Source organism: Acinetobacter sp. AND/436 (assembly GCF_049546925.1).
In the GTDB taxonomy this organism is placed as follows: domain Bacteria; phylum Pseudomonadota; class Gammaproteobacteria; order Pseudomonadales; family Moraxellaceae; genus Acinetobacter; species Acinetobacter indicus.
Genome location: NZ_JBMXBO010000011.1, coordinates 21,429 through 41,567, shown reverse-complemented (window position 1 = coordinate 41,567; position 20,139 = coordinate 21,429). Strand labels below are relative to the sequence as shown.

At 47.3% G+C, this 20,139-nt stretch carries 21 protein-coding genes and 1 pseudogene; 19 read left to right on the top strand and 3 right to left on the bottom strand.

What is annotated here, in order from left to right; translation table 11 throughout:
- The first annotated feature begins 40 nt into the window (after positions 1-40).
- From mazG to yjgA, 9 genes are all read left to right on the top strand, one after another.
- Positions 41-802, top strand: coding sequence for a nucleoside triphosphate pyrophosphohydrolase (gene mazG / locus ACPEPR_RS09865; protein WP_168393972.1), 762 nt, complete (start codon positions 41-43; stop codon positions 800-802).
- A gap of 10 nt (positions 803-812) precedes the next feature.
- Positions 813-1,226 carry a ComEA family DNA-binding protein gene (locus ACPEPR_RS09860; protein WP_005182409.1) on the top strand — a complete coding sequence of 138 codons (414 nt, stop codon included), beginning with the start codon at positions 813-815 and terminating at the stop codon, positions 1,224-1,226.
- A 136-nt stretch (positions 1,227-1,362) separates the two neighbouring features.
- Complete coding sequence (gene pcnB, locus ACPEPR_RS09855; RefSeq protein ID WP_423562372.1) at positions 1,363-2,835, top strand: polynucleotide adenylyltransferase PcnB; 1,473 nt, start codon at positions 1,363-1,365, stop codon at positions 2,833-2,835.
- On the top strand, positions 2,832-3,320 hold the full coding sequence (folK, locus tag ACPEPR_RS09850; protein ID WP_005182411.1) for a 2-amino-4-hydroxy-6-hydroxymethyldihydropteridine diphosphokinase: 489 nt from the start codon (positions 2,832-2,834) through the stop codon (positions 3,318-3,320). Before pcnB ends, folK begins: the two co-directional genes overlap by 4 nt.
- A gap of 45 nt (positions 3,321-3,365) precedes the next feature.
- The gene (gene panB, locus ACPEPR_RS09845; RefSeq protein ID WP_104484274.1) at positions 3,366-4,175 is read left to right on the top strand and encodes a 3-methyl-2-oxobutanoate hydroxymethyltransferase; all 810 of its coding nucleotides are present in this window, start codon (positions 3,366-3,368) and stop codon (positions 4,173-4,175) included.
- A 3-nt stretch (positions 4,176-4,178) separates the two neighbouring features.
- The gene (panC, locus tag ACPEPR_RS09840) at positions 4,179-5,024 is read left to right on the top strand and encodes a pantoate--beta-alanine ligase (RefSeq protein WP_423562371.1); all 846 of its coding nucleotides are present in this window, start codon (positions 4,179-4,181) and stop codon (positions 5,022-5,024) included.
- Between the two features lie 27 nt (positions 5,025-5,051).
- A complete protein-coding gene (rapZ, locus tag ACPEPR_RS09835) occupies positions 5,052-5,903 on the top strand; it encodes an RNase adapter RapZ (protein WP_016659525.1) in 852 nt (283 codons plus the stop codon).
- Complete coding sequence (locus ACPEPR_RS09830; RefSeq protein WP_034598158.1) at positions 5,900-6,169, top strand: HPr family phosphocarrier protein; 270 nt, start codon at positions 5,900-5,902, stop codon at positions 6,167-6,169. Before rapZ ends, ACPEPR_RS09830 begins: the two co-directional genes overlap by 4 nt.
- 2 nt (positions 6,170-6,171) lie before the next feature.
- The gene (yjgA, locus tag ACPEPR_RS09825) at positions 6,172-6,705 is read left to right on the top strand and encodes a ribosome biogenesis factor YjgA (RefSeq protein ID WP_168395666.1); all 534 of its coding nucleotides are present in this window, start codon (positions 6,172-6,174) and stop codon (positions 6,703-6,705) included.
- A 130-nt stretch (positions 6,706-6,835) separates the two neighbouring features.
- On the opposite strand, the gene ACPEPR_RS09820 is transcribed toward yjgA, so the two are convergent.
- Complete coding sequence (locus ACPEPR_RS09820) at positions 6,836-8,479, bottom strand: acyl-CoA synthetase (protein WP_423562370.1); 1,644 nt, start codon at positions 8,477-8,479, stop codon at positions 6,836-6,838.
- A 497-nt stretch (positions 8,480-8,976) separates the two neighbouring features.
- On the opposite strand from ACPEPR_RS09820, the gene thrS reads away from it, so the two are divergent.
- The 4 genes from thrS to ACPEPR_RS09800 all read left to right on the top strand — a co-directional run bounded on the left by thrS (position 8,977) and on the right by ACPEPR_RS09800 (position 12,856).
- The gene (thrS, locus tag ACPEPR_RS09815; RefSeq protein WP_016659522.1) at positions 8,977-10,899 is read left to right on the top strand and encodes a threonine--tRNA ligase; all 1,923 of its coding nucleotides are present in this window, start codon (positions 8,977-8,979) and stop codon (positions 10,897-10,899) included.
- A gap of 5 nt (positions 10,900-10,904) precedes the next feature.
- Positions 10,905-11,456 carry a translation initiation factor IF-3 gene (gene infC, locus ACPEPR_RS09810; protein ID WP_075167371.1) on the top strand — a complete coding sequence of 184 codons (552 nt, stop codon included), beginning with the start codon at positions 10,905-10,907 and terminating at the stop codon, positions 11,454-11,456.
- Positions 11,457-11,726: 270 nt separating this feature from the next.
- On the top strand, positions 11,727-12,344 hold the full coding sequence (locus ACPEPR_RS09805; RefSeq protein WP_045795980.1) for a glutathione S-transferase N-terminal domain-containing protein: 618 nt from the start codon (positions 11,727-11,729) through the stop codon (positions 12,342-12,344).
- Between the two features lie 89 nt (positions 12,345-12,433).
- On the top strand, positions 12,434-12,856 hold the full coding sequence (locus tag ACPEPR_RS09800) for a YqaA family protein (RefSeq protein WP_005182435.1): 423 nt from the start codon (positions 12,434-12,436) through the stop codon (positions 12,854-12,856).
- Position 12,857: 1 nt separating this feature from the next.
- Here ACPEPR_RS09800 and ACPEPR_RS09795 read toward each other — a convergent pair.
- A pseudogene (locus ACPEPR_RS09795) lies at positions 12,858-13,585 on the bottom strand (energy transducer TonB).
- A gap of 296 nt (positions 13,586-13,881) precedes the next feature.
- Between ACPEPR_RS09795 and rpmI the strand changes: the two are divergent.
- The 3 genes from rpmI to ACPEPR_RS09780 all read left to right on the top strand — a co-directional run bounded on the left by rpmI (position 13,882) and on the right by ACPEPR_RS09780 (position 15,064).
- Positions 13,882-14,076, top strand: coding sequence for a 50S ribosomal protein L35 (gene rpmI, locus ACPEPR_RS09790; protein ID WP_001096359.1), 195 nt, complete (start codon positions 13,882-13,884; stop codon positions 14,074-14,076).
- A 12-nt stretch (positions 14,077-14,088) separates the two neighbouring features.
- A complete protein-coding gene (gene rplT / locus ACPEPR_RS09785; protein WP_005182440.1) occupies positions 14,089-14,448 on the top strand; it encodes a 50S ribosomal protein L20 in 360 nt (119 codons plus the stop codon).
- A gap of 85 nt (positions 14,449-14,533) precedes the next feature.
- Positions 14,534-15,064: an AAA family ATPase gene (locus tag ACPEPR_RS09780; RefSeq protein ID WP_163146106.1), complete on the top strand. Its 531-nt coding sequence runs from the start codon at positions 14,534-14,536 to the stop codon at positions 15,062-15,064.
- Here the strand turns inward: ACPEPR_RS09780 and ACPEPR_RS09775 are convergent.
- Positions 15,061-16,089, bottom strand: coding sequence for a hypothetical protein (locus ACPEPR_RS09775; protein WP_423562369.1), 1,029 nt, complete (start codon positions 16,087-16,089; stop codon positions 15,061-15,063). The two genes, ACPEPR_RS09780 and ACPEPR_RS09775, sit on opposite strands and share 4 nt — an antisense overlap.
- Positions 16,090-16,247: 158 nt before the next feature.
- Here ACPEPR_RS09775 and pheS point away from each other — a divergent pair, with 158 nt between their 5' ends.
- From pheS to ACPEPR_RS09760, 3 genes are all read left to right on the top strand, one after another.
- Complete coding sequence (gene pheS / locus ACPEPR_RS09770) at positions 16,248-17,228, top strand: phenylalanine--tRNA ligase subunit alpha (RefSeq protein ID WP_016659518.1); 981 nt, start codon at positions 16,248-16,250, stop codon at positions 17,226-17,228.
- A gap of 133 nt (positions 17,229-17,361) precedes the next feature.
- Positions 17,362-19,743 (top strand): phenylalanine--tRNA ligase subunit beta, encoded by a 2,382-nt coding sequence (gene pheT / locus ACPEPR_RS09765; RefSeq protein WP_423562368.1) that lies wholly within the window; start codon positions 17,362-17,364, stop codon positions 19,741-19,743.
- Positions 19,740-20,036, top strand: coding sequence for an integration host factor subunit alpha (locus tag ACPEPR_RS09760; RefSeq protein WP_004649746.1), 297 nt, complete (start codon positions 19,740-19,742; stop codon positions 20,034-20,036). Before pheT ends, ACPEPR_RS09760 begins: the two co-directional genes overlap by 4 nt.
- The last annotated feature ends 103 nt before the right edge of the window (positions 20,037-20,139 follow it).

The window sequence follows — 20,139 nt, the reverse complement described above, 5'->3', positions numbered from 1 at the left end:
ATTTTTATGTAGATGATGGTTAAAGAAGGTAGAAATCGGCATGGATCAGTTATTGGCAGTGATGAAACAGCTTCGTGAGCAATGCCCATGGGACCAGAAGCAGACCCCGGAATCGCTGACCAGGTATGCAATTGAAGAAGCCTATGAAGTCGAAGCGGCCGTGCGCAGTGGTCATGCTCAGGACGTCAAAGAAGAACTGGGTGATCTATTGCTGCAAGTGGTATTCCAGTCGCAAATGTATAGCGAGCAGGGTGCTTTTGACTTTCAGGATGTGGTGCAGGCCATTACCGATAAAATGATTCGCCGTCATCCGCATGTATTTCAGTCCGAGCAGTTTGCGGCCTTAAGCCCGGAAGATGTCAGTGCATTGTGGCAGCAGATTAAACAGCAGGAAAAAGCCGGCAAACCTGCATCGCGCTTATCTGAGGTCAAACATGGCCCGGCCATTCAGCAGGCACAGCAGTTACAGCACAATGTCGCGCAGATTGGCTTTGATTTTCCCGATGTCACTGGTGCGATGCAAAAAGTCGATGAAGAACTGCAAGAGTTGAAACAGGCGGTGGATCGGCAAAATTCCGACGAAATTCTGGATGAGCTGGGTGACTGTTTATTCTCTTTAATTAATGTTGGCCGTAAACTGAATCTGTCCAGCGAAATGGCTTTGCTGAGTACCGTACATAAATTTAGAACCCGCTTTGCTTTCATTGAACAGCAGTTACAACAGCAGCATAAAAATATAGAACAGGTGTCGTTGGCTGAAATGGATCAGCTGTGGGAGCAGGCAAAACAACAATTAAAATGACAGAGTGACCATGACAAGAAGAATAAGATTTCAACACGCTCAAGCTCTAATTCAACTGGCGTTAATGTTCTGCGTGTTTTGTAGCTTTTTCGCGCTGCAAAATGCGCAGGCAGAAAATTATGATGCGCGTTATCTGCAATGGAAGGCTGAACAAGAGGCGATTGATGCCCGCTTAAGCCCGTCGGCTTCTACGAAGACTTCCCAACCCCGTTCAGCTAGCGCAGGCAGTAGTGAAAAAATTAATCTGAATATGGCAACAGCCGCGCAATTACAGCAATTATCTGGCGTGGGACAAAAGAAGGCGGAAGCTATTATTGAGTACCGCAATCGGCATGGAAAATTCAAACGGATTGAAGATTTACAGTTAGTCAAAGGGATTGGACCGGCATTATTGGCCAAAAACCGGCACCGGCTGGGTATTTAATCGGGTCTGATCATCGGCCAACACCGCATCAGCCGGGCCCGAGTATTGAGATAATCAAATTGCCCTTTGATTGTGTTAGAGATATGATTAGCGTCATCTAATCTATTTTACGTTCAGACGTAGGAGACAGCGTCTTTTGCAAACTTTGCGCGCGTCAAAATGTGGTTTATCAACCACGCAATTACCTGCTTACATTCTAGATGTTATTGATGCTTTAACCAAAGCTGGCTATGAAGCTTATATCGTTGGTGGTGGTGTTCGTGACCTGATGTTGGGCCTGAATCCGAAGGATTTTGATGCCGTGACCAATGCCACGCCATCTCAGGTCAAAGAGGTGTTCGGACGCCGCTGTCGCATTATCGGACGCCGATTTGAGCTGGCTCATGTCTATTCTGGACGTGAACTGGTGGAAGTTGCTACCTTCCGTGCACCGCCGAAAAGAGCGGTGACCTCTGCTGCAGGCATGATTTTAAGAGACAATAACTGGGGCACGATTGAGCAGGATTTTTCCCGTCGTGATTTCAGTATCAATGCTTTGTATTATCAGCCACGCAAAGGAATTGTGCTGGATTTCTGTCATGCAGTTGATGATATTAAATCCAAAACCTTGCGTCTGCTCGGTGATCCGACCGTCCGTTTTGAAGAAGATCCGGTGCGGATGCTGCGGACCTTACGTTTTGCGGCCAAGCTGAATTTCAATATTGATCCGGCCATTCTGGAGATTTTTACTCCGGAAATGACCCAGTTGCTGCGCGATGTTTCTCCGCACCGTCTGTATGATGAATCGCAAAAACTGTTCACCATGGGGCATTTAAATCGCGTCTTGCCGATGCTGATTGACTTCGGTATCTGGCGTCAGCTTTTTGCCGACATCAAGCCGGACATCACTCCCTTTATTGAACTGGCTGCAAAAAATACCGATCAGCGCATTGCGATTGGCAAAACCATCAACCCGGCATTTTTCTATGCGGTGCTGCTGTGGAAGCCATTTTTAGAGCGCTGTGATTTTTATCTGTCCAAAGGGGTAATTCCGGCAGAAGCACGTGCACAGGCTGGGCTGGATGTGTTGAAACGTCAGGCCACCCGCACGGTGATTCCGCGTTTTGCCGAAACCTTTATTCGTGAAGTCTGGGAAATGCAAACCCGTTTGCTGAATCCAAAACCTCAGCAAATTGCTGCCCTGTCCAACCATGCACGTTTCCGTGCCGGTTTCGACTTTTTGCTGCTGCGTGAAAGATCTGGCGATGCCCAGACTCAAGAGATGGGTACGTGGTGGGATCAGTACCAGACCATGAGCACCGATGAAAAAGAACGTGCCATTGGCCAGTACAACCGTCAGCGGGCCAAGAGCCGTCGCAAAGCTGCACAGGAAGAACATCTGGAGCAGCAGCTGAATGCCGCGCAGACCGCCGAAATTGAACCGCTGGTGAATGAGCCGGAGCCACGCAGCCGCCGTGCCCGTAAAGCCAAACAGCAGGAAGACGCCCGTGCCCAGGTTGCATCAACATCATCAAGCAATGGCTCGGGGATTGGTGCAGACCATCCAATTCTGAAGCGCAAGCGGGTACAACGTGATTTAAGTCAGGTTATTTTCGGGCCAACACAATGAGTAGGGTGACTTATATTGGCCTGGGTAGTAACCTGGGCGATTCACGCCAGATTCTGACCGAAGCTGTGCACAAGCTGGCGACGTTGGGTCAGGTCAAAACCTCTAAACTGTATCAAAGTCCGCCAATGGGGCCACAAGACCAGCCGAATTATTTAAATGCGGTGGTACAGCTGCGTACAGATTTACCGGCGCTGGAATTGCTGGATCAGCTGCAGCGTTTTGAGCAGGAAGCCGGACGGGTGCGTTTACGCCATTGGGGTGAACGCACGCTCGATCTGGATTTACTCCTCTATGGACAGGAGCAGATTCAGCATGAACGTCTGACTGTGCCGCATGTCGGCGTTTTAGAACGCGATTTCGTGGTCATTCCATTACTGGATTTAGACCCCGAACTGCGTGTGCATACGCAATTATTAAAAGACTTGCCGTTCATTCAACAGCCCGCACTGGATGTGCTGGACCATGAACACTGGGCAAATATTTAAAGTGATTTTTAGCATGTTCTATGCTTTTCCTAGAGGAACATCTCCATGATTAGTCTCAGTGACTTAAGACAATTTAAAGCCGATGGTCGCAAATTCTCCTGCCTGACTTGTTATGATGCGAGTATGGCCAAGGCAATGGAAATTGCTGAAATTGATAGTATTTTAATTGGCGACTCGCTGGGGATGTCGATTCAGGGCCGTGACTCTACCTTGCCGGTGACCGTTGAAGATATGGCCTATCATACGGCAGCAGTGCGTCGTGGCAATCAGCATGCCTTTATCATGACCGATCTGCCATTTATGAGTTATGCCACCTTGAATGATGCACTGCAAAGCTCGAAAACCGTGATGCAGGCCGGTGCGCAAATGGTCAAAATGGAAGGTGGTGCCTGGCTGGCTGAAACCGTAGAAGTGCTGACCCGTAACGGAATTCCAGTGTGTGTGCATTTGGGCCTGACGCCGCAATCGGTACATGTCTTTGGCGGTTATAAACTCCAGGCGCGTACCCGTGAAGCGGCGGACAAGTTGATTGCCGACTGTCAGGCGGTAGTTGATGCCGGTGCTGCGCTGTTATTGCTGGAATGTGTACCGGCGCAGCTTGGTCAGGAAATTAGCGCCCTGTTCCCGCATATTCCGGTAATTGGGATTGGTGCCGGTGCAGACACCGATGGTCAGGTGCTGGTGGTGCAAGATATGCTGGGTCTGACGTTTGGCCGCGTTGCCAAATTTGTACGGAACTTTATGAAAGAGCAGTCTGGTGAAACAGCCATTGTAGATGCCTTCAAAGCCTATCATGCTGCGGTACAAGACGGTTCTTTCCCGGCACGTGAACAAACTTTCCAAGTTGAGTTGTAAAACATGAAAACAGAAACCACGATTCAGGGATTGGCAGCCTCATTAAATCCTGCACGTGCAGCGCGTAAAATTATTGGTTTTGTCCCGACCATGGGCAATTTGCATGAAGGCCATCTGAGCTTGGTGCGTGAAGCGCGTCAATTATGTGATGTGGTGGTGGTCAGCATCTTCGTGAACCCGATTCAGTTTGGTCCAAATGAAGACTTTGACAACTATCCACGGACCTTGGAACAAGACAGTCAATTGCTGGCAGAAGCCGGTTGTGACATCGTATTTGCACCTTCTGTCGAGCAAATGTATGGCAAAAACCCGCGTTTAACCAACATCAGTGTGTCTGAAATTACCGAAGACCTGTGTGGTTTGCAGCGTCCGGGACATTTTGATGGTGTCGCGGTGGTGGTGACCAAGCTGTTTAATATTGTGCAGCCGAACTATGCCTTCTTTGGCCAAAAAGATTATCAACAGCTGGCGGTGATCCGTCAGTTTGTACGTGACCTGAATATTCCGCTGGAAGTGATTGGCGTGCCAATTGTCCGGGCAGAGGATGGTCTGGCGCTCAGTTCACGTAACGGTTATTTAAGTGAACAGGAGCGTAAAACGGCACCAGTAATTTATCAAAGCCTGAAAAATGCTGAACAGGCACTGCAACAGGGTGAAAAGCTGTCAGAAGTGTTAGCGAATATTAAGGCAGTATTGACGCAGGCCGGCTTTGTTGTGGACTATGTAGAGGCACGTACACTTGAACTGCAAAAAATTGATGAATTTAATCAAGAGATTGTTTTGTTCGTGGCGGCAAAATTGGGAAGCACCCGCTTAATTGATAATATGCAGATCAAACCGACTGCATAGCTCAGCAATGGAAAGGACAGCCTTGTCATGAAGCGTATTTTGATTGTGACCGGACAATCAGGTTCAGGAAAATCCTCGGCTTTGCAGGTTCTCGAAGACCTCGGATATTACTGTATTGATAACCTTCCTCTGGCATTGCTGCCCGAAATTGTGGCCAAGCTTGATCTGGAAAATAATCTGGAACAGCTGGCGCTAGGGGTCGATGTACGCAGTACCCGCGCCAATTTGCAGGAATTTGACCAGGTGTTTGAACAGCTGCAAGGTCATGGCTCGGTCGATATTATTTATCTGACTGCCCAAGATCAGGAGCTGATCACCCGCTTTAGTGCTTCGCGCCGTCCGCATCCTCTGGCCAGCCGGTTTAAAAGTCTGCATCAATGCATTCAGGAAGAAAAAGTCCTGCTTATGCCGATTCAGCTGCGCTCCACGGTGCACATTGATACCACCGACAAGAGTGTGCATGACTTAAAGCATACCTTGCTGTCGAAGCTGGGTCAGACCGATAAACTGATTGTGATTTTGCAATCTTTTGGCTACAAGTATGGTATTCCGCTGGATGCCGACTATGTCTTTGATATCCGGCATTTGCCGAACCCACATTGGGATCTGTCTTTGCGCAAATATTCCGGGCTGGATGAGCCGGTGCAACAGTTTCTGGAACAGCATGAACAGACCAATGAAATGTTCCAGGATATTTATCAGTTTTTAAATAAATGGCTACCTGCATTTGCAGAAGGGCATCGTCATTATATGACCATCTCTATTGGCTGTACCGGTGGGCAGCACCGATCTGTTTATATGGTGGATAGACTAAAAAAGGCACTTGAGGCACAATGGTCTATTCAAGTCTTACACCGGGAAATGAAGCACTGGTCATGATTGACACAACTGTTGACGTAATTAATAAACTAGGTTTACATGCGCGTGCATCAGGCAAACTGATTGAAGTCACCACGAAATTCCGTTCGTCCATTCAAATTGGCAAAGGTGACAAGTTGGTCGATGCAAAAAATATCATGTCCCTGCTCATGCTCGGCGCAGGTAAGGGCACAACTTTACGTTTAGTGATTGAAGGTGCAGATGAAGAACAAGCTTTATCTGAAATTCAGGCACTTTTTGCAGCAAAATTTTACGAGGCAGATTAATCGTGGCACGTCGACCGCACCGTTTTACCGAAGATGATTTCGAATCTTTAGAAGGACGTGCAAGTAAAACTGAACAGAAAAAAGCCGTACAGCGTATGGCTGCTTTGGGCGAGCAGTTGGCTCAACTGAACCCGAAGCAAATTCAAAAGCTTCCTGTAGATGAGCGTTTAATTGATGCACTCATTGAAGTGCAGAATATCAGTTCGCATGAGGCGCGTCGCCGTCAGTTCCAGCGGATTGGGAAACTGCTGCGCAATGAAGATGAATCGGTGATTCTGTCTTATTTAACCCCGCAGCAGGGTGCCAAAAAAACTGCACAGCTGCAACGCTGGGTCGAGCGGATTATTAAAGATGGTGATCCGGTAATTAATGATTTCTGCAAAACTTATAATGCGGCAGAACGACATACCCTGCGTCAGCATGTGTTGCGCATTCACCGTGATTTGAAAGTGGAAATGCCCGCAGCAGAGCTGGAAGCATCCAAGTTAAAATTGTTTAACTATGTGCAGCAAGTGGCGCTGTTATCTGACAATTAAGCTAATCAGACTTCATCTGGTCCGAAGCCATTAAAAACGACTCAATGGAGTCGTTTTTTTATTGCGGTTCATTTTTGGGTGACTGATTTGAAAACGGGCACTATGACCCGCATCAACATCTCGGCTGGCTTTAACCAAACTCGCCGACAGCGCGTTCTTTGGCCCATTCACGTAATACAAACTTCTGTAATTTGCCGGTCGAGGTTTTAGGAATCTCGGTAATCACCACTTCTTTTGGCACTTTAAAGCGCGCCAGATGCTGCTGGCAGAAGGCAATGATTTCATCTTCGGTCACGGTTTTACCTTCTTTAATTTCAATAAAGGCGCACGGGACTTCCTGCCAGCGCGGATCCGGTTTGGCCACCACTGCCGCGGTGAGGACCGCAGGGTGCTGGTACAGCACCTCTTCAACCTCCAGCGAGGAAATATTTTCACCGCCGGAAATAATCACATCCTTGGAGCGGTCGGTAATTTTGGCATAGCCATCCGGCTGGCAAACGGCCAGGTCGCCGGTATGGAACCAGCCACCGGCAAAGGCTTCGGCCGTCGCTTCCGGATTTTTTAAATAGCCTTTCATCACGATATTGCCACGGAACATAATTTCGCCCATGGTTTCGCCATCGTTCGGTACCGGTTGCATGGTCTCCGGGTCGAGGACTTTCATGCCATCTTGCAGCGGATACGGCACGCCTTGGCGTGAATGCAATTGAGCCTGTTCCTGAATAGTCAGCTCAGACCAGCCAGCTTGTGATGCACATAGCGCCGATGGGCCATAGGTTTCAGTTAAGCCATAAACATGGGTCACGTTAATGCACAGATTACGCATCCCTTCAATAATCGCCGCAGGTGGTGCAGCACCGGCCACCATCACTTCTACGCGATGCTCAATTTTGATCTGTTGCTGTTCCGGAGCATTAATCAGCATCGACAGTACAATCGGTGCGCCGCAGAAGTAATCAACTTTATGTTCAGCAATCAGTTTAAAAATCAGCTCAGGATCGACTTTACGTAGGCAGATATTGGTACCGCCATTGGCTGCCATGGTCCAAGCAAAACACCAGCCGTTGCAGTGGAACAGTGGCAAGGTCCATAAATAGGTGGCACGTGGGGTCATACCGCAGGCAATAATATTACTGGCGGCATTGATATAAGCCCCACGATGATGATAGACCACGCCTTTCGGGTTGCCGGTGGTGCCAGAGGTATAGTTCAGGCTAATCGCATCCCATTCATCTTGTGGAAGTGACCATTCAAAATTGGCATCGCCTTCAGCCAGCCAGTCTTCATATTCAATCTGGCCAATCGGGGCAGTAAAGCACTGCTCGTACAGCTCATCTTCAACATCAATCACAAAAATTTCTTGTGGCACCAGCGCCAACGCTTCTTTGGCCACGGCAGAAAATTCCGGATCAACCAGTAACACTTTGGATTCGGCATGTTCCAGCATAAAGGCCAGACTTTTGGCATCGAGCCGGGTGTTGAGGGTATTGAGGACGGCGCCTGCCATTGGTACGGCAAAATGTGCTTCCAGCATGGCTGGTACGTTCGGGAGTAAGGTGGACACGGTATCATTCTTGCCGACCCCCAGCTGTTGTAGCTGATGGGCAAACTGGCGGCAACGTTGATATTTTTCTCGCCAGGTAATGCGGCGTTTACCGTGAATAATGGCGTCCTGATGCGGGTAGATATAAGCAGCGCGTTCAAGGTATCTCAGTGGAGACAAGGCCACGAAATTGGCAGGGGTACGCGGCAATTGATCATATGCGCTAACCATTATTATTACTCCCTAATCATATTTATTGTTTCTCTGGTTTAAAGATATTCATTTCAGTGCAGGCTTGCAGTTATTCTTTAGTCGAGTGAGCGGTATTGCTGCTGAATAGGCACGCTATCACCTGAAATATAAACCTTTTTTGATCCGGTAAAATTGTATGGAGATATTTCTTTTTTATCTGGGTGCAGCTGATGATGGCAGTTGCAGATAGATTGGCCAGATCAGCATATAAAAAGCCACATCATCCATTTGAGTGGTAAATCCGGAAATAAAATTGGCCCATGCAGCACATTTTTTTAAATCGGAAAAAATTAAGCATAAACACGAGGCTTAATTTGAATTTTCTCGGAGAAAAGGTTTAATCACCGCGCCAAGACGTGTAAAATTCTAGTCGATTTTTTATTTACCACCGTTTTTTATCTTTTGAGGTTCTCCTCGATCATAATCTCGCGGTGACATGCTCCATGGTACGGGGCATCACTCCTTAAGGATTTTCTATGCCAATTATCACTTTGCCGAATGGTGATCAAAAACAATTTGATCAAGCCGTATCTGTGATGGAAGTTGCACAAAGCATCGGCCCGGGTCTTGCCAAAAATACTGTGGCAGGTCGTGTGAACGATCGTTTAGTCGATGCCTGCGATTTAATTACCGAAGACGCCACCTTACAAATCATCACACCGAAAGACGAAGAAGGGGTCGAAATTATTCGTCATTCTTGTGCGCACCTGGTGGGCCATGCGGTAAAACAATTGTTCCCTGAAGCAAAAATGGTGATTGGTCCGGTCATTGAAGAAGGTTTCTACTATGACATCTGGATGCCACGTCCATTTACTTTAGATGACATGGCGGCCATCGAAGAGCGTATGAAAAAGCTCATCGACCAGGACTACGATGTTGTGAAAAAAATGACCCCGCGTGATGAAGTTATTGCTGAATTCACTGCGCGTGGCGAAGAATACAAACTGCGCCTGATTGCAGACATGCCTGAAGAAACTCAAATGGGTCTGTACTACCATCAGGACTATCTGGATATGTGCCGTGGTCCGCACGTACCAAATACCAAATTCTTAAAATCGTTCAAGCTGACCAAAATCTCGGGTGCTTACTGGCGCGGTGATGCCAAGAACGAGCAGCTGCAACGGATTTACGGTACCGCTTGGGCTGACAAAAAACAGCTGGCTGCCTACATCAAACGTATTGAAGAAGCAGAAAAGCGTGACCACCGTAAAATTGGTAAAGCCTTAGACCTGTTCCATATGCAGGAAGAAGCGCCGGGTATGGTGTTCTGGCATCCAAATGGCTGGACCATTTACCAGGTGCTGGAACAGTACATGCGTAAAGTGCAGCAGGACAACGGTTATCAGGAAATCCGTACTCCGCAGGTGGTCGATTTCACCTTATGGGAAAAATCGGGTCATGCCGCGAACTATGCGGAAAACATGTTTACCACGCATTCTGAAAACCGTAACTACGCAGTGAAGCCAATGAACTGCCCATGTCACGTGCAGGTGTTTAACCAGGGCCTAAAGTCGTATCGTGATTTACCAATCCGTCTGGCAGAATTTGGTTCATGTCACCGTAACGAGCCATCGGGTTCATTGCACGGTATTATGCGGGTACGTGGTTTCACTCAAGATGATGCGCATATTTTCTGTACCAAAGAGCAGATTGGCCAAGAGGTTGCTGACTTTATTCAATTAACCTTAGACGTCTACAAAGACTTTGGTTTTGAAGATGTGCAAATGAAGTTATCGACTCGTCCTGAAAAACGTGTCGGTGATGATGCACTGTGGGATCTGGCGGAAAAATCACTGGCCGATGCTTTGGATGCAGCGGGTCTGGCCTGGGAATTACAGCCGGGTGAAGGTGCATTCTATGGTCCGAAAATTGAATTCTCATTGAAAGACTGCTTAGGCCGTGTATGGCAGTGCGGTACCATTCAGTGTGACTTTAACTTGCCAGAACGTTTAGATGCTTCTTATGTGACGGAAGATAACGACCGTGATCAGCCGGTAATGTTACACCGTGCGATTCTTGGAAGTTTTGAGCGTTTTATTGGTATACTTATTGAGCATTATGCAGGCTTTATGCCACCTTGGTTATCGCCAACACAAGCCTGTGTAATGAATATTACCGACGCGCAAGCTGAAGCCTGTGGGTCAGTCGTCGAGAAACTGAAAGAAAACGGTATTCGTGCGATTTCTGACTTGAGAAATGAGAAAATCGGCTTTAAGATTCGTGAACGTACTTTAGAGCGTATTCCTTACTTGCTGGTTCTTGGCGACCGTGAAGTAGAGGAAGGTACAGTGAACGTGCGTACCCGCTCAGGAAAAAATTTGGGTACTATGTCAATTGATGCTTTCGTTGACCTAGTAAAAGCAGCCGTTGCCGAACGCGGCCGGTACATTGTGGAGTAAGAAAGATTAAACAGCCTGACCGTAACCAACAACAAGGTGCTAAGAGTAACCGCCCTGCAATTAATGACGAGATCCGTGCAAAAGAAGTACGCCTCGTTGCAGCGGATGGTGAACAAAAAGGAATTGTTTCTTTAGCGGAAGCATTGCGTGCTGCAGAGGATGCAGATCTTGACCTCGTTGAGATTGTGGCAAATGCAGAGCCGCCTGTTTGTAAAATCATGGATTACAACAAGCACTTGTTTGACCTGAAGCAAAAGCAAAAAGATGCCAAGAAAAAGCAGCATCAAGTGCAGGTAAAAGAAATTAAATTGCGCCCAGCAACCGATGTAGGTGACTACAACGTAAAACTGCGTGCCATTTTAAAGTTCTTGGAAGAAGGCAACAAAGTCAAAATCACACTGCGTTTCCGTGGTCGTGAAATGGCGCACCAACAATTGGGTCTGGCACAATTACAGAAAATTGAAGCGGATGTAGCTGAAATTGGTGTAGTTGAACAGGCGCCAAAAATGGAAGGTCGTCAAATGGGTATGCTGCTTGGACCGAAAAAGAAAAAGTAAGCATCTCCGAATCAAAAAAGCACTGCCCAGCAGTGCTTTTTTTGTGACTACAGTTTATGAGGTCACTAATATTTTGACATAATGATCGTTCGGTATGTTGAGCAGCTCAGCATACTTTGCATGATAAAAGCTCGGTGACTTTCGAACAGCTGCGGGTCATCTCTGGTGTTTAATTTTTATGTGACAACAGTTGCCCTGCTCAGGCTTATCTCGTATCTTTAACGGCAGAGCAATAACACATGACAACGACAAGAGCGCAAGGATATACACATGATTGATCTTTATTATTGGGGCACGCCCAATGGTCATAAAATTACGATTGCCTTAGAAGAAATGGCGCTGCCATACCAGATTTTCCCGATTAACATCCTTGAAAACGACCAGTTCCAGCCAGATTTTCTGCGCATTTCTCCCAACAATAAAATTCCAGCTATCGTCGATCAGGATGGACCGAATGGCCAGCCGATTTCGATTTTTGAATCGGGGGCGATCTTGCAATATCTGGGCCGTAAAACCGGTATGTTCTATCCGGTAGATGAGCTCGAGCGGGTAGAGGTGGAGCAGTGGCTGATGTGGCAAATGGGTGGCTTAGGCCCGATGCTGGGGCAGAACCATCACTTTAGCCGCTTTGCACCCGAGCGTATAGCCTATGCCACCGAGCGTTATGTCAATGAAAGCAAACGTCTGTATGGCGTGTTAAACAAGCAGCTGATCGGGCAGAAATATGTAGCCGGTGAATATTCAATTGCCGATATGGCGATTTTACCGTGGTTGTTACGCCATGAATGGCAGCAGATTCCGCTAGAAGATTATCCGCATGTGCAGGATTATATTGAGCGTTTAACCGCCCGTCCGGCAGTACAACGGGCCCTGGCGATTCAGGTTTAAATAATCATCATAAAATCACCTAAAGCATCTTCGGGTGCTTTTTTTGTGATTTCAGTTAAGATGGGCAGAACCTGTTAACTGCATCTGTTATGGCTTATCTGCTGTTATTTCTGTCGGCCTTTGGGGCGGCTACCTTATTGCCGTTGCAATCTGAAGCGGTATTACTGGGCCTGCTCATTCAAGAGCAACATTCGGTGATGGCTTTAATAGCCATCGCCAGTCTGGGCAATATTCTGGGCAGCTGTGTGAACTGGTGGTTAGGACTCAAGATCGAGCAGTATAAAGACAAGCGCTGGTTTCCGGTGTCTGAACCCAAGCTGCAGCAGGCACAGCAGATTTATCGGAAATATGGCTTCTGGTCCTTACTGCTGAGCTGGGTGCCGGTGATTGGTGATCCAATCACCCTAATTGCCGGTTTAATGAAAGAAAACTTCGCCCGATTTCTGCTGATGGTGAGTGTAGCCAAAATCGGGCGTTATCTGTTTATTTATCTGGCTTATGCCATGTTCTAGTTTAGCCCTCACATTCTGCTGGCTGAAAACGGACTTCATCTTTCAGGCTGGATTTTTATAGATCCAGAATTTGCGTGGTACATCGACCTGTGCACCTTGCAGCGCCTGAATCAGTTTCTGGTCCAGCGCATAACGGCCGGAACCTTGCTGAATTTTAACCTTGTGGATGTTGCCGTATTTATCGGCTTTCATTTTGAACTGAATCCGGCGGGCATGACCATTTAACTCATCTTCGGTGACGTTCAGTTGAGGCTGGCTGCGATATTGAAACGCGCTTTTTGCGCCGGCTTGCTGCGCTTGCCAGACAGTCGAGTCAAAGCTGTAGTGGCAGTCCTGAGCAGTATCTTTTAAATCCAGATGAAAGACCTGATAACCAATCACTGGAACCGGGGTATCATCGACCAGATGTGGTTTGATTTTGGCTTGTTTCACTGCCTGGCTAATCAGCTGATCTAAAGATTTTAGTCCAGTGCTTTCCTGTACCGTGACCTTGTTGATTTGCCCCGATTCATCGGCATGAATCCGTAAAATGGCCGCGCGGTTTTGCTGCTTTAAATCGGCATTGCTATAACGCAGCTGCGGAAACTCGGTCCATTGAATACGCGTGGTCAGATGGGAGGCCAACGCCGAGGTTTTTTGTACTTGCAGTTGTTTGGCAGGGGCAGCAATGGCAAGCGTGGCACTAAGCGGCAGCGCCAGACACAGACTCAGGCAAATGGTTTTTTTCATGAGGATTAGCTTGTTGTTGGGCAAAAGAAGGAACGCTGCGCAGTATTTCCTGAATCGGGCTTCAGTACAAGTCTTCCGCTATAAAAATAAGAGGTTCCATCTGCATGTTTTGGCTGCTCAATAACAAGGAGAAAGGCTGTTAATTGCAAAAAGCTTCATCTGCCGATAGAAGGCGAGCGACTTTTGCAATATCTGCTTTTGTTTTAGACAAAGATGCTTTAGAATACGTGCTCCCTTACCTGCAGGTCGTTTGTAATGGTGCAAATGAGCCGAACAGGTACTTAAAAGAGGTTGTTATGGCTAAGTTAAAAACTCGCCGTGGTGCAGCTAAACGTTTCAAAGCGACTGCTAACGGTTTCAAGCGTAAACAAGCGTTCAAACGCCACATTTTGACCAAAAAATCTGCTAAACGTATCCGTCAATTGCGCGGCTGTGTAATGGTTCACGTGAGTGACGTTGCTTCAGTTCGTCGTATGTGCCCATACATCTAAGGAGATTTATAAATGGCTCGTGTAAAACGTGGTGTACAGGCTCATCGCCGTCATAAAAAAATTCTTGCTCGTGCTAAAGGTTACTATGGTGCTCGTTCACGCGTATATCGCGTAGCGTTCCAAGCGGTAATCAAAGCAGGTCAATACGCTTACCGTGACCGTCGTCAGAAGAAACGTCAATTCCGTGCTCTATGGATTGCGCGTATCAATGCTGGTGCTCGTCAAAACGGCTTGTCTTACAGCCGTATGATTGCTGGTTTGAAGAAAGCTCAAGTGATCATCGACCGTCGCGTACTTGCTGACATCGCTATGCATGACGCAGTTGCATTTGCTGCTTTAGCTGAAAAAGCGAAAGGTGCATTGGCTGCCTAAGTCCTCGTGACTTAAAAGAAGACCGCTTTATGCGGTCTTTTTATTGCGCAGAATCAGGGTCTGAATGATAGAGTAGGGAAATTGTATGCAGCGAATTAATGTGGTTGGTACTTCGGCTACAGGCAAGTCGACCTTTGCCCGGGCGCTGGCAGAAAAGCTGGGACTGGCCTATATCGAGCTGGATAATCTGTTCTGGTTAGATGACTGGCAGCAAAGTGCTGATACAGATTTTTTTGCCAAAATTCAGGCAGCCATTGAGCAGGCACCCAATGGCTATGTGATTGATGGCAACTATACTCGCACCATTCCCATTAAATGGGCGCAGGCCGATACCATCATCTGGCTGGATTTACCGTTTCATAGCAATTTACTGCGTTCTGTACAACGCGCCGTGCAGCGCGCGGTTTCACAGCAAACCCTCTGGCCTAATTCCAATAATCGGGAAACGATCAGACAGCTGTTTAGCCGCGATTCGATTGTCTGGTGGATGATTAAAACCCATCAGAAAAATCGCCGGCATTATCTGCAGCTGATGCAATCTCCCGAATATGCCCATCTGCACTGGATTCGGCTGACCTCGGTCGCTGAGGTTGAACGGTTTCTGAATCGCGTTTAAAGTCCGAAATAATAGGCTAATAAACAAATTACCACAGTAATAAGAATCAGCTTGATCACTCCAGTCGCACCAACTTTATGATGAGACGGGACTTTGGCTGAATGTGCTGCTTGCGCATGGGTAGCCTTGTTGTCAGATGCGAACGGTTCCAGCGGATTCGGCTGTGCGACAGGCGTCAGCTGGGCGCTTTGGTAATGGTTGGCCACCTTGACAATAAATTTGGCGCTTAAATCATCCAGCTTCTGGGCAAAATGGCGCAGGTCAAGCTGCTCTTCCGGACTCAGCACTTCATTATCTGCATTATAGGGATGCTGGATTTTCTGTTGAATATCATCTTTTAGCGCTTCTAAACGGTACAGCATGCGATGTGCATAATCGGCCTGATAGTGAGTCGGTAATAAAGACAGCTGATGCGGATCAGGTGTATCTGCCGTAAGCGGAACACCATAATAGGGTAAATTCTGCTGTTCAGGTGGCTGAAAGTCGGCCGCCAGTGTATGGGAAAACAGCTCCTGCTCGGTAAACAGATGAATTTCATCCCAGTGAGCGGGTTCTAGATCGGCCTCTACCTTTTTGGCCAGCTTACTATTGAGTTCATAACGCCAGAACGTTTCCTGGCGCAGTTCAATCCGCTGTGCCGGTGGAAATTCATAATCATTGTCGGCGTTATACCATTCCGGCAATTCCTTGCCACAAATCCAGGCAAATTTTTTATGTGCTTCATGGCTGACAATAAAATGCGGGTAGGGTAGTAACTCGACATTGGCATTGGGATTTTTTTCATCGACCAGCAGACTGGCATTGTGCAGACTCAGTCGGGTTGTACCCTGGCGTTTTAAGCCTTCCAGCCAGATTTCAAAATGCTGGGCCAGCAGATGCTGGGAATTTAAATCACGAAACCAGAACAGGTGCTGATTAAAAATGGGATGCGCACGCCAGCGACTGAAACTCAAATCTTGGCTCAGATATTCATTGCCATAGGTGACCAGGGTCAGTTGCTGTTTCCAAATTTGATCGAGCGCCATAGTGTTTGATCTCATTGATATTTTGATTATCTTATACTTTTTCCAAATTGCGATGCCAATCTAATTTTCCTGCAATGCAACTTCATTCTACTGTCCAAAAACTGTTAGAATGTGGGGTTTTTTAATTATATTCAAAATTTGTTGCTTTGAGAGTTACTATGTCACTGGAAGCCCTGACCACTGAAGCGCTCGCTGCCATTGCAGCAGCAGACGACCTTGCTACACTCGATCAAGTACGGGTGCAATTTACGGGGAAGAAAAGCCAGCTCGCGGAACAATCTAAGTCACTTGGTAAAATGGATCCTGAACAGCGTAAAGCGTTTGGTGCGCAAATCCATGCGGTGCGTGAAGCCATTAATACTGCATTAACCGAGCGTCAGGCAGCATTACAGCAAGCGGCATTAGAACAAAAACTTGCCAGCGAAACGGTGGATATTACCTTACCCGGCCGTGGTCAGACCATTGGCTCCATTCACCCGGTAACTCAGGTGCAAGAGCGTATTTGCCAGTTCTTTACCAAAGCCGGCTTTACTGTGGCTACTGGCCCAGAAGTTGAAGATGATTATCACAACTTTGAAGCGCTGAATATTCCAGGCCATCACCCGGCCCGAGCCATGCACGACACGTTCTATTTTGATGCGACTCATTTACTGCGTACCCATACCTCTGGTGTACAGATTCGGACCATGGAAACCCAGCAGCCGCCAATTCGTATTGTCTGCCCGGGCCGTGTTTATCGCTGTGACTCCGACCAGACGCATTCACCAATGTTCCACCAAATTGAAGGTTTGTACGTGGCGGAAAACACCAGCTTTGCTGAACTGAAAGGTTTACTGGTGAACTTGCTGAACGAATTCTTTGAAAAAGATTTGAAAGTCCGTTTCCGTCCGTCGTATTTCCCGTTCACCGAGCCAAGTGCTGAAGTGGATATTATGGATGAGCGCGGTAAATGGTTAGAAGTGCTGGGCTGCGGTATGGTGCATCCAAATGTATTACGCGCGGCAGGTATTGATCCGGATAAATATAAAGGCTTTGCTTTTGGTCTGGGCGTAGAGCGTTTTGCAATGTTGCGTTATGGCATTAACGACCTACGTATGTTCTACCAGAATGATGTGCGTTTCTTACGCCAGTTTGCTTAAAACAAATTTATACCTCTCCCTAACCTCTCCTAAAAGGAGAGGGGTTGTCCATCGGTGACATAGGGTTCTCCCCCTTTTTTTAAGGGGGAGTTAGAGGGGGATTTTAGAGATTTGAATTACAGGTTTTATATTAATGAAAATTAGCGAAAATTGGCTACGCACGTGGGTCAACCCAGCCATCGATAGCGAAAAACTTTCTGACCAGTTAACCATGCTGGGTTTGGAAGTTGATGATTTATCTCCAGCTGCAAAACCATTTACTGGTGTAGTGGTTGGTGAAGTGCTGACGGTTGAACAACATCCAGATGCAGACCGTTTACGTGTAACGACGGTGAACATTGGTTCCGGTGAGCCTTTACAAATCGTCTGCGGCGCGCCAAACGTACGAGCTGGGATGAAAGCACCTGTGGCAACTATTGGTGCAGTATTACCAGGCGATTTTAAAATCAAGAAAGGCAAACTGCGTGGTGTGGAATCACAAGGCATGCTCTGCGGTGCATCTGAAATTGACTTAGAAGATAAAATCGACGGTCTATTAGAACTTCCTGTGGATGCACCGGTCGGTGTCAACATCCGTGAATATCTGGACCTAGATGACAACGTGATTGACATCAGCATCACGCCAAACCGTGGTGATTGTTTCAGTATTCGTGGGATCGCACGTGAAATTGGGGTGATTAACCAACTGCCTGTGACTGCGCCTGAAATTAAAGAAATGGCTGCAAGCATTGCTGATGAAAAGAAAGTGGTTGTATCGACTGAAGGCTGTCCACGTTATTTAGGTCGTGTGATCAAGAACGTGAATACCAAAGCCGCGACGCCTGAATGGATGGAGCGCGCATTGGCACGTTCGGGTATCCGTCAGCACAGCATTCTGGTTGATATTACCAACTATGTCTTGATGGAACTGGGTCAACCACTCCATGCCTTTGATGCTGCAAAAGTGCAAGGTGCTGTACAGGTGCGTCAGGCGACTGGGGGCGAAAAACTTGTTCTATTGAATGAACAAGAAGTAGAACTGCAAGACGATGTCATGGTGATTGCCGATGATGAAAAAGCTCTGGCGATTGCCGGTATCATGGGTGGTCTGTCTTCATCGGTTACCGATGAAACCACTGAAATCTTCCTGGAATCTGCTTTCTTTGCACCGCTGCATATTGCCGGTCGTGCGCGCCGTTTTGGCCTGCATACCGATGCCTCTCAGCGTTATGAGCGTGGTGTGGATTTTGAACTGCCATTGATCGCCATGCACCGTGCCTCTCAGTTAATTTCTGAGCTTGCAGGCGGTGAGTTTGGCCCAATTACGGTGGCGGAAAATGCAGCAGTATTGCCAACACGTGACGCGATTGAACTGAAACAGGCACAGGTCGATCAGCTGCTGGGTTATAGCGTAGATTCAGACTTTATTACCGATGCTTTAACACGCTTGGGTTGTGAAGTGACGGTAAAAGCGCAAGGTCAATGGTCTGTGGTACCGCCATCGCATCGTTATGACATGGCCATTTACCAGGACCTGATTGAAGAAGTCGCGCGTATTCACGGTTATGACAATATTCAAATCAGCCTGCCGGTGATTGACACTAAACTGGCAAAGTATCAGGATCAGTTTGAAGTGGCACAGCTGCGTCAAACCCTGGTGACTTTGGGCTATCAGGAAGCAATCAGCTTTAGCTTTGCTGACCTGAAACTGGAAAAACAGCTAAATGCAGCGGTCAACCCACTGGCATTGGCGAACCCGATTTCAAGCGATCTGGCGGTGATGCGTTCAACCTTGCTGTCGAGCCTGATTCCTTGCGTACAGTACAATATTAACCGTCAGCAAAGCCGTGTGCGTTTCTTTGAACTGGGTTTACGTTTTGATTATCAGAACGCAGCCTCAATTCATGACCTGAAACAGATTCCAACCCTGGCAATGATTGCTGTGGGCGCTAAAACAGCAGAATCATGGCATGGCAAGCCACAAGCCATGGACTTCTTTGACCTGAAAGGTGAAGTTGAAGAGTTGCTGGCAGCAGGTCGTGTACAGGTCGAATATGTACGCTCAGAGCGTAGCTGGTTGCATCCAGGCCAATCTGCAGAGATTCTGGTCAATGGTCAGTCAATTGGTTATTTGGGCCGTTTGCATCCATCTCTGGAAAATGAACTGGATTTGGGCACCACTTGGGTGGCGGAACTGGATCAGCAGGCTGTTTTGCAAACTTATGTATCTAATTTTACAGAATTATCACGTTTTCCGTCGGTAAGACGTGATATTGCGCTTTTAATTAGTGATAAGATTAATGTTAGCGAAATTCAGCAACTTATCGAACAAACGGGCGGCGAGCTTCTGCATTCAACCTGGTTATTCGATGTGTACACTGGTCAAGGTGTTGAAGCGGGTAAACGCTCATTGGCATTTGCACTGTTATGGCAACATCCGACACGTACGCTTGAAGATGCTGAAATTAAATCAGGTATGGACAATATCCTACAAGTGTTAGAAAACACTTATCAAGCGACATTGAGGGCTTCATGACAGCATTAACAAAAGCAGAAATGGCTGATCATTTAAGTGAGCTCACGAGTTTAAACCGTCGTGAAGCGAAACAAATGGTCGAGTTATTCTTCGATGAGATTAGCCAGGCGCTAATCTCTGGGGAGCAGGTGAAACTTTCAGGTTTTGGTAACTTCGAGTTGCGTGATAAACGTCAACGTCCAGGCCGAAATCCGAAGACGGGTGAAGAAATTCCGATTTCTGCACGCCGGGTGGTAACCTTCCGTGCCGGACAGAAGTTCCGCCAACGTGTTGGAAATGAGCAGATCGATTGATCTGCTTTTTTATGCCGCTAAAAAAGTAAGGGCTGAGGTTCTAACGGCAGGTATTACCGTGTTCCTTGTATGTGATGATGAGATGTTGTAAGAAATATTCAGA

What these genes read in the sequence shown, in the direction of transcription:
- mazG (WP_168393972.1), top strand. Translation starts at nt 41, where the DNA reads ATGGATCAGTTATTGGCAGTGATGAAACAGCTTCGTGAGCAATGCCCA.
- ACPEPR_RS09860 (WP_005182409.1), top strand. Translation starts at nt 813, where the DNA reads ATGACAAGAAGAATAAGATTTCAACACGCTCAAGCTCTAATTCAACTG.
- folK (WP_005182411.1), top strand. Translation starts at nt 2,832, where the DNA reads ATGAGTAGGGTGACTTATATTGGCCTGGGTAGTAACCTGGGCGATTCA.
- panB (WP_104484274.1), top strand. Translation starts at nt 3,366, where the DNA reads ATGATTAGTCTCAGTGACTTAAGACAATTTAAAGCCGATGGTCGCAAA.
- panC (WP_423562371.1), top strand. Translation starts at nt 4,179, where the DNA reads ATGAAAACAGAAACCACGATTCAGGGATTGGCAGCCTCATTAAATCCT.
- rapZ (WP_016659525.1), top strand. Translation starts at nt 5,052, where the DNA reads ATGAAGCGTATTTTGATTGTGACCGGACAATCAGGTTCAGGAAAATCC.
- ACPEPR_RS09830 (WP_034598158.1), top strand. Translation starts at nt 5,900, where the DNA reads ATGATTGACACAACTGTTGACGTAATTAATAAACTAGGTTTACATGCG.
- ACPEPR_RS09820 (WP_423562370.1), bottom strand. Translation starts at nt 8,479, where the DNA reads ATGGTTAGCGCATATGATCAATTGCCGCGTACCCCTGCCAATTTCGTG.
- thrS (WP_016659522.1), top strand. Translation starts at nt 8,977, where the DNA reads ATGCCAATTATCACTTTGCCGAATGGTGATCAAAAACAATTTGATCAA.
- ACPEPR_RS09805 (WP_045795980.1), top strand. Translation starts at nt 11,727, where the DNA reads ATGATTGATCTTTATTATTGGGGCACGCCCAATGGTCATAAAATTACG.
- ACPEPR_RS09800 (WP_005182435.1), top strand. Translation starts at nt 12,434, where the DNA reads ATGGCTTATCTGCTGTTATTTCTGTCGGCCTTTGGGGCGGCTACCTTA.
- rpmI (WP_001096359.1), top strand. Translation starts at nt 13,882, where the DNA reads ATGGCTAAGTTAAAAACTCGCCGTGGTGCAGCTAAACGTTTCAAAGCG.
- rplT (WP_005182440.1), top strand. Translation starts at nt 14,089, where the DNA reads ATGGCTCGTGTAAAACGTGGTGTACAGGCTCATCGCCGTCATAAAAAA.
- ACPEPR_RS09780 (WP_163146106.1), top strand. Translation starts at nt 14,534, where the DNA reads ATGCAGCGAATTAATGTGGTTGGTACTTCGGCTACAGGCAAGTCGACC.
- ACPEPR_RS09775 (WP_423562369.1), bottom strand. Translation starts at nt 16,089, where the DNA reads ATGGCGCTCGATCAAATTTGGAAACAGCAACTGACCCTGGTCACCTAT.
- pheS (WP_016659518.1), top strand. Translation starts at nt 16,248, where the DNA reads ATGTCACTGGAAGCCCTGACCACTGAAGCGCTCGCTGCCATTGCAGCA.
- pheT (WP_423562368.1), top strand. Translation starts at nt 17,362, where the DNA reads ATGAAAATTAGCGAAAATTGGCTACGCACGTGGGTCAACCCAGCCATC.
- ACPEPR_RS09760 (WP_004649746.1), top strand. Translation starts at nt 19,740, where the DNA reads ATGACAGCATTAACAAAAGCAGAAATGGCTGATCATTTAAGTGAGCTC.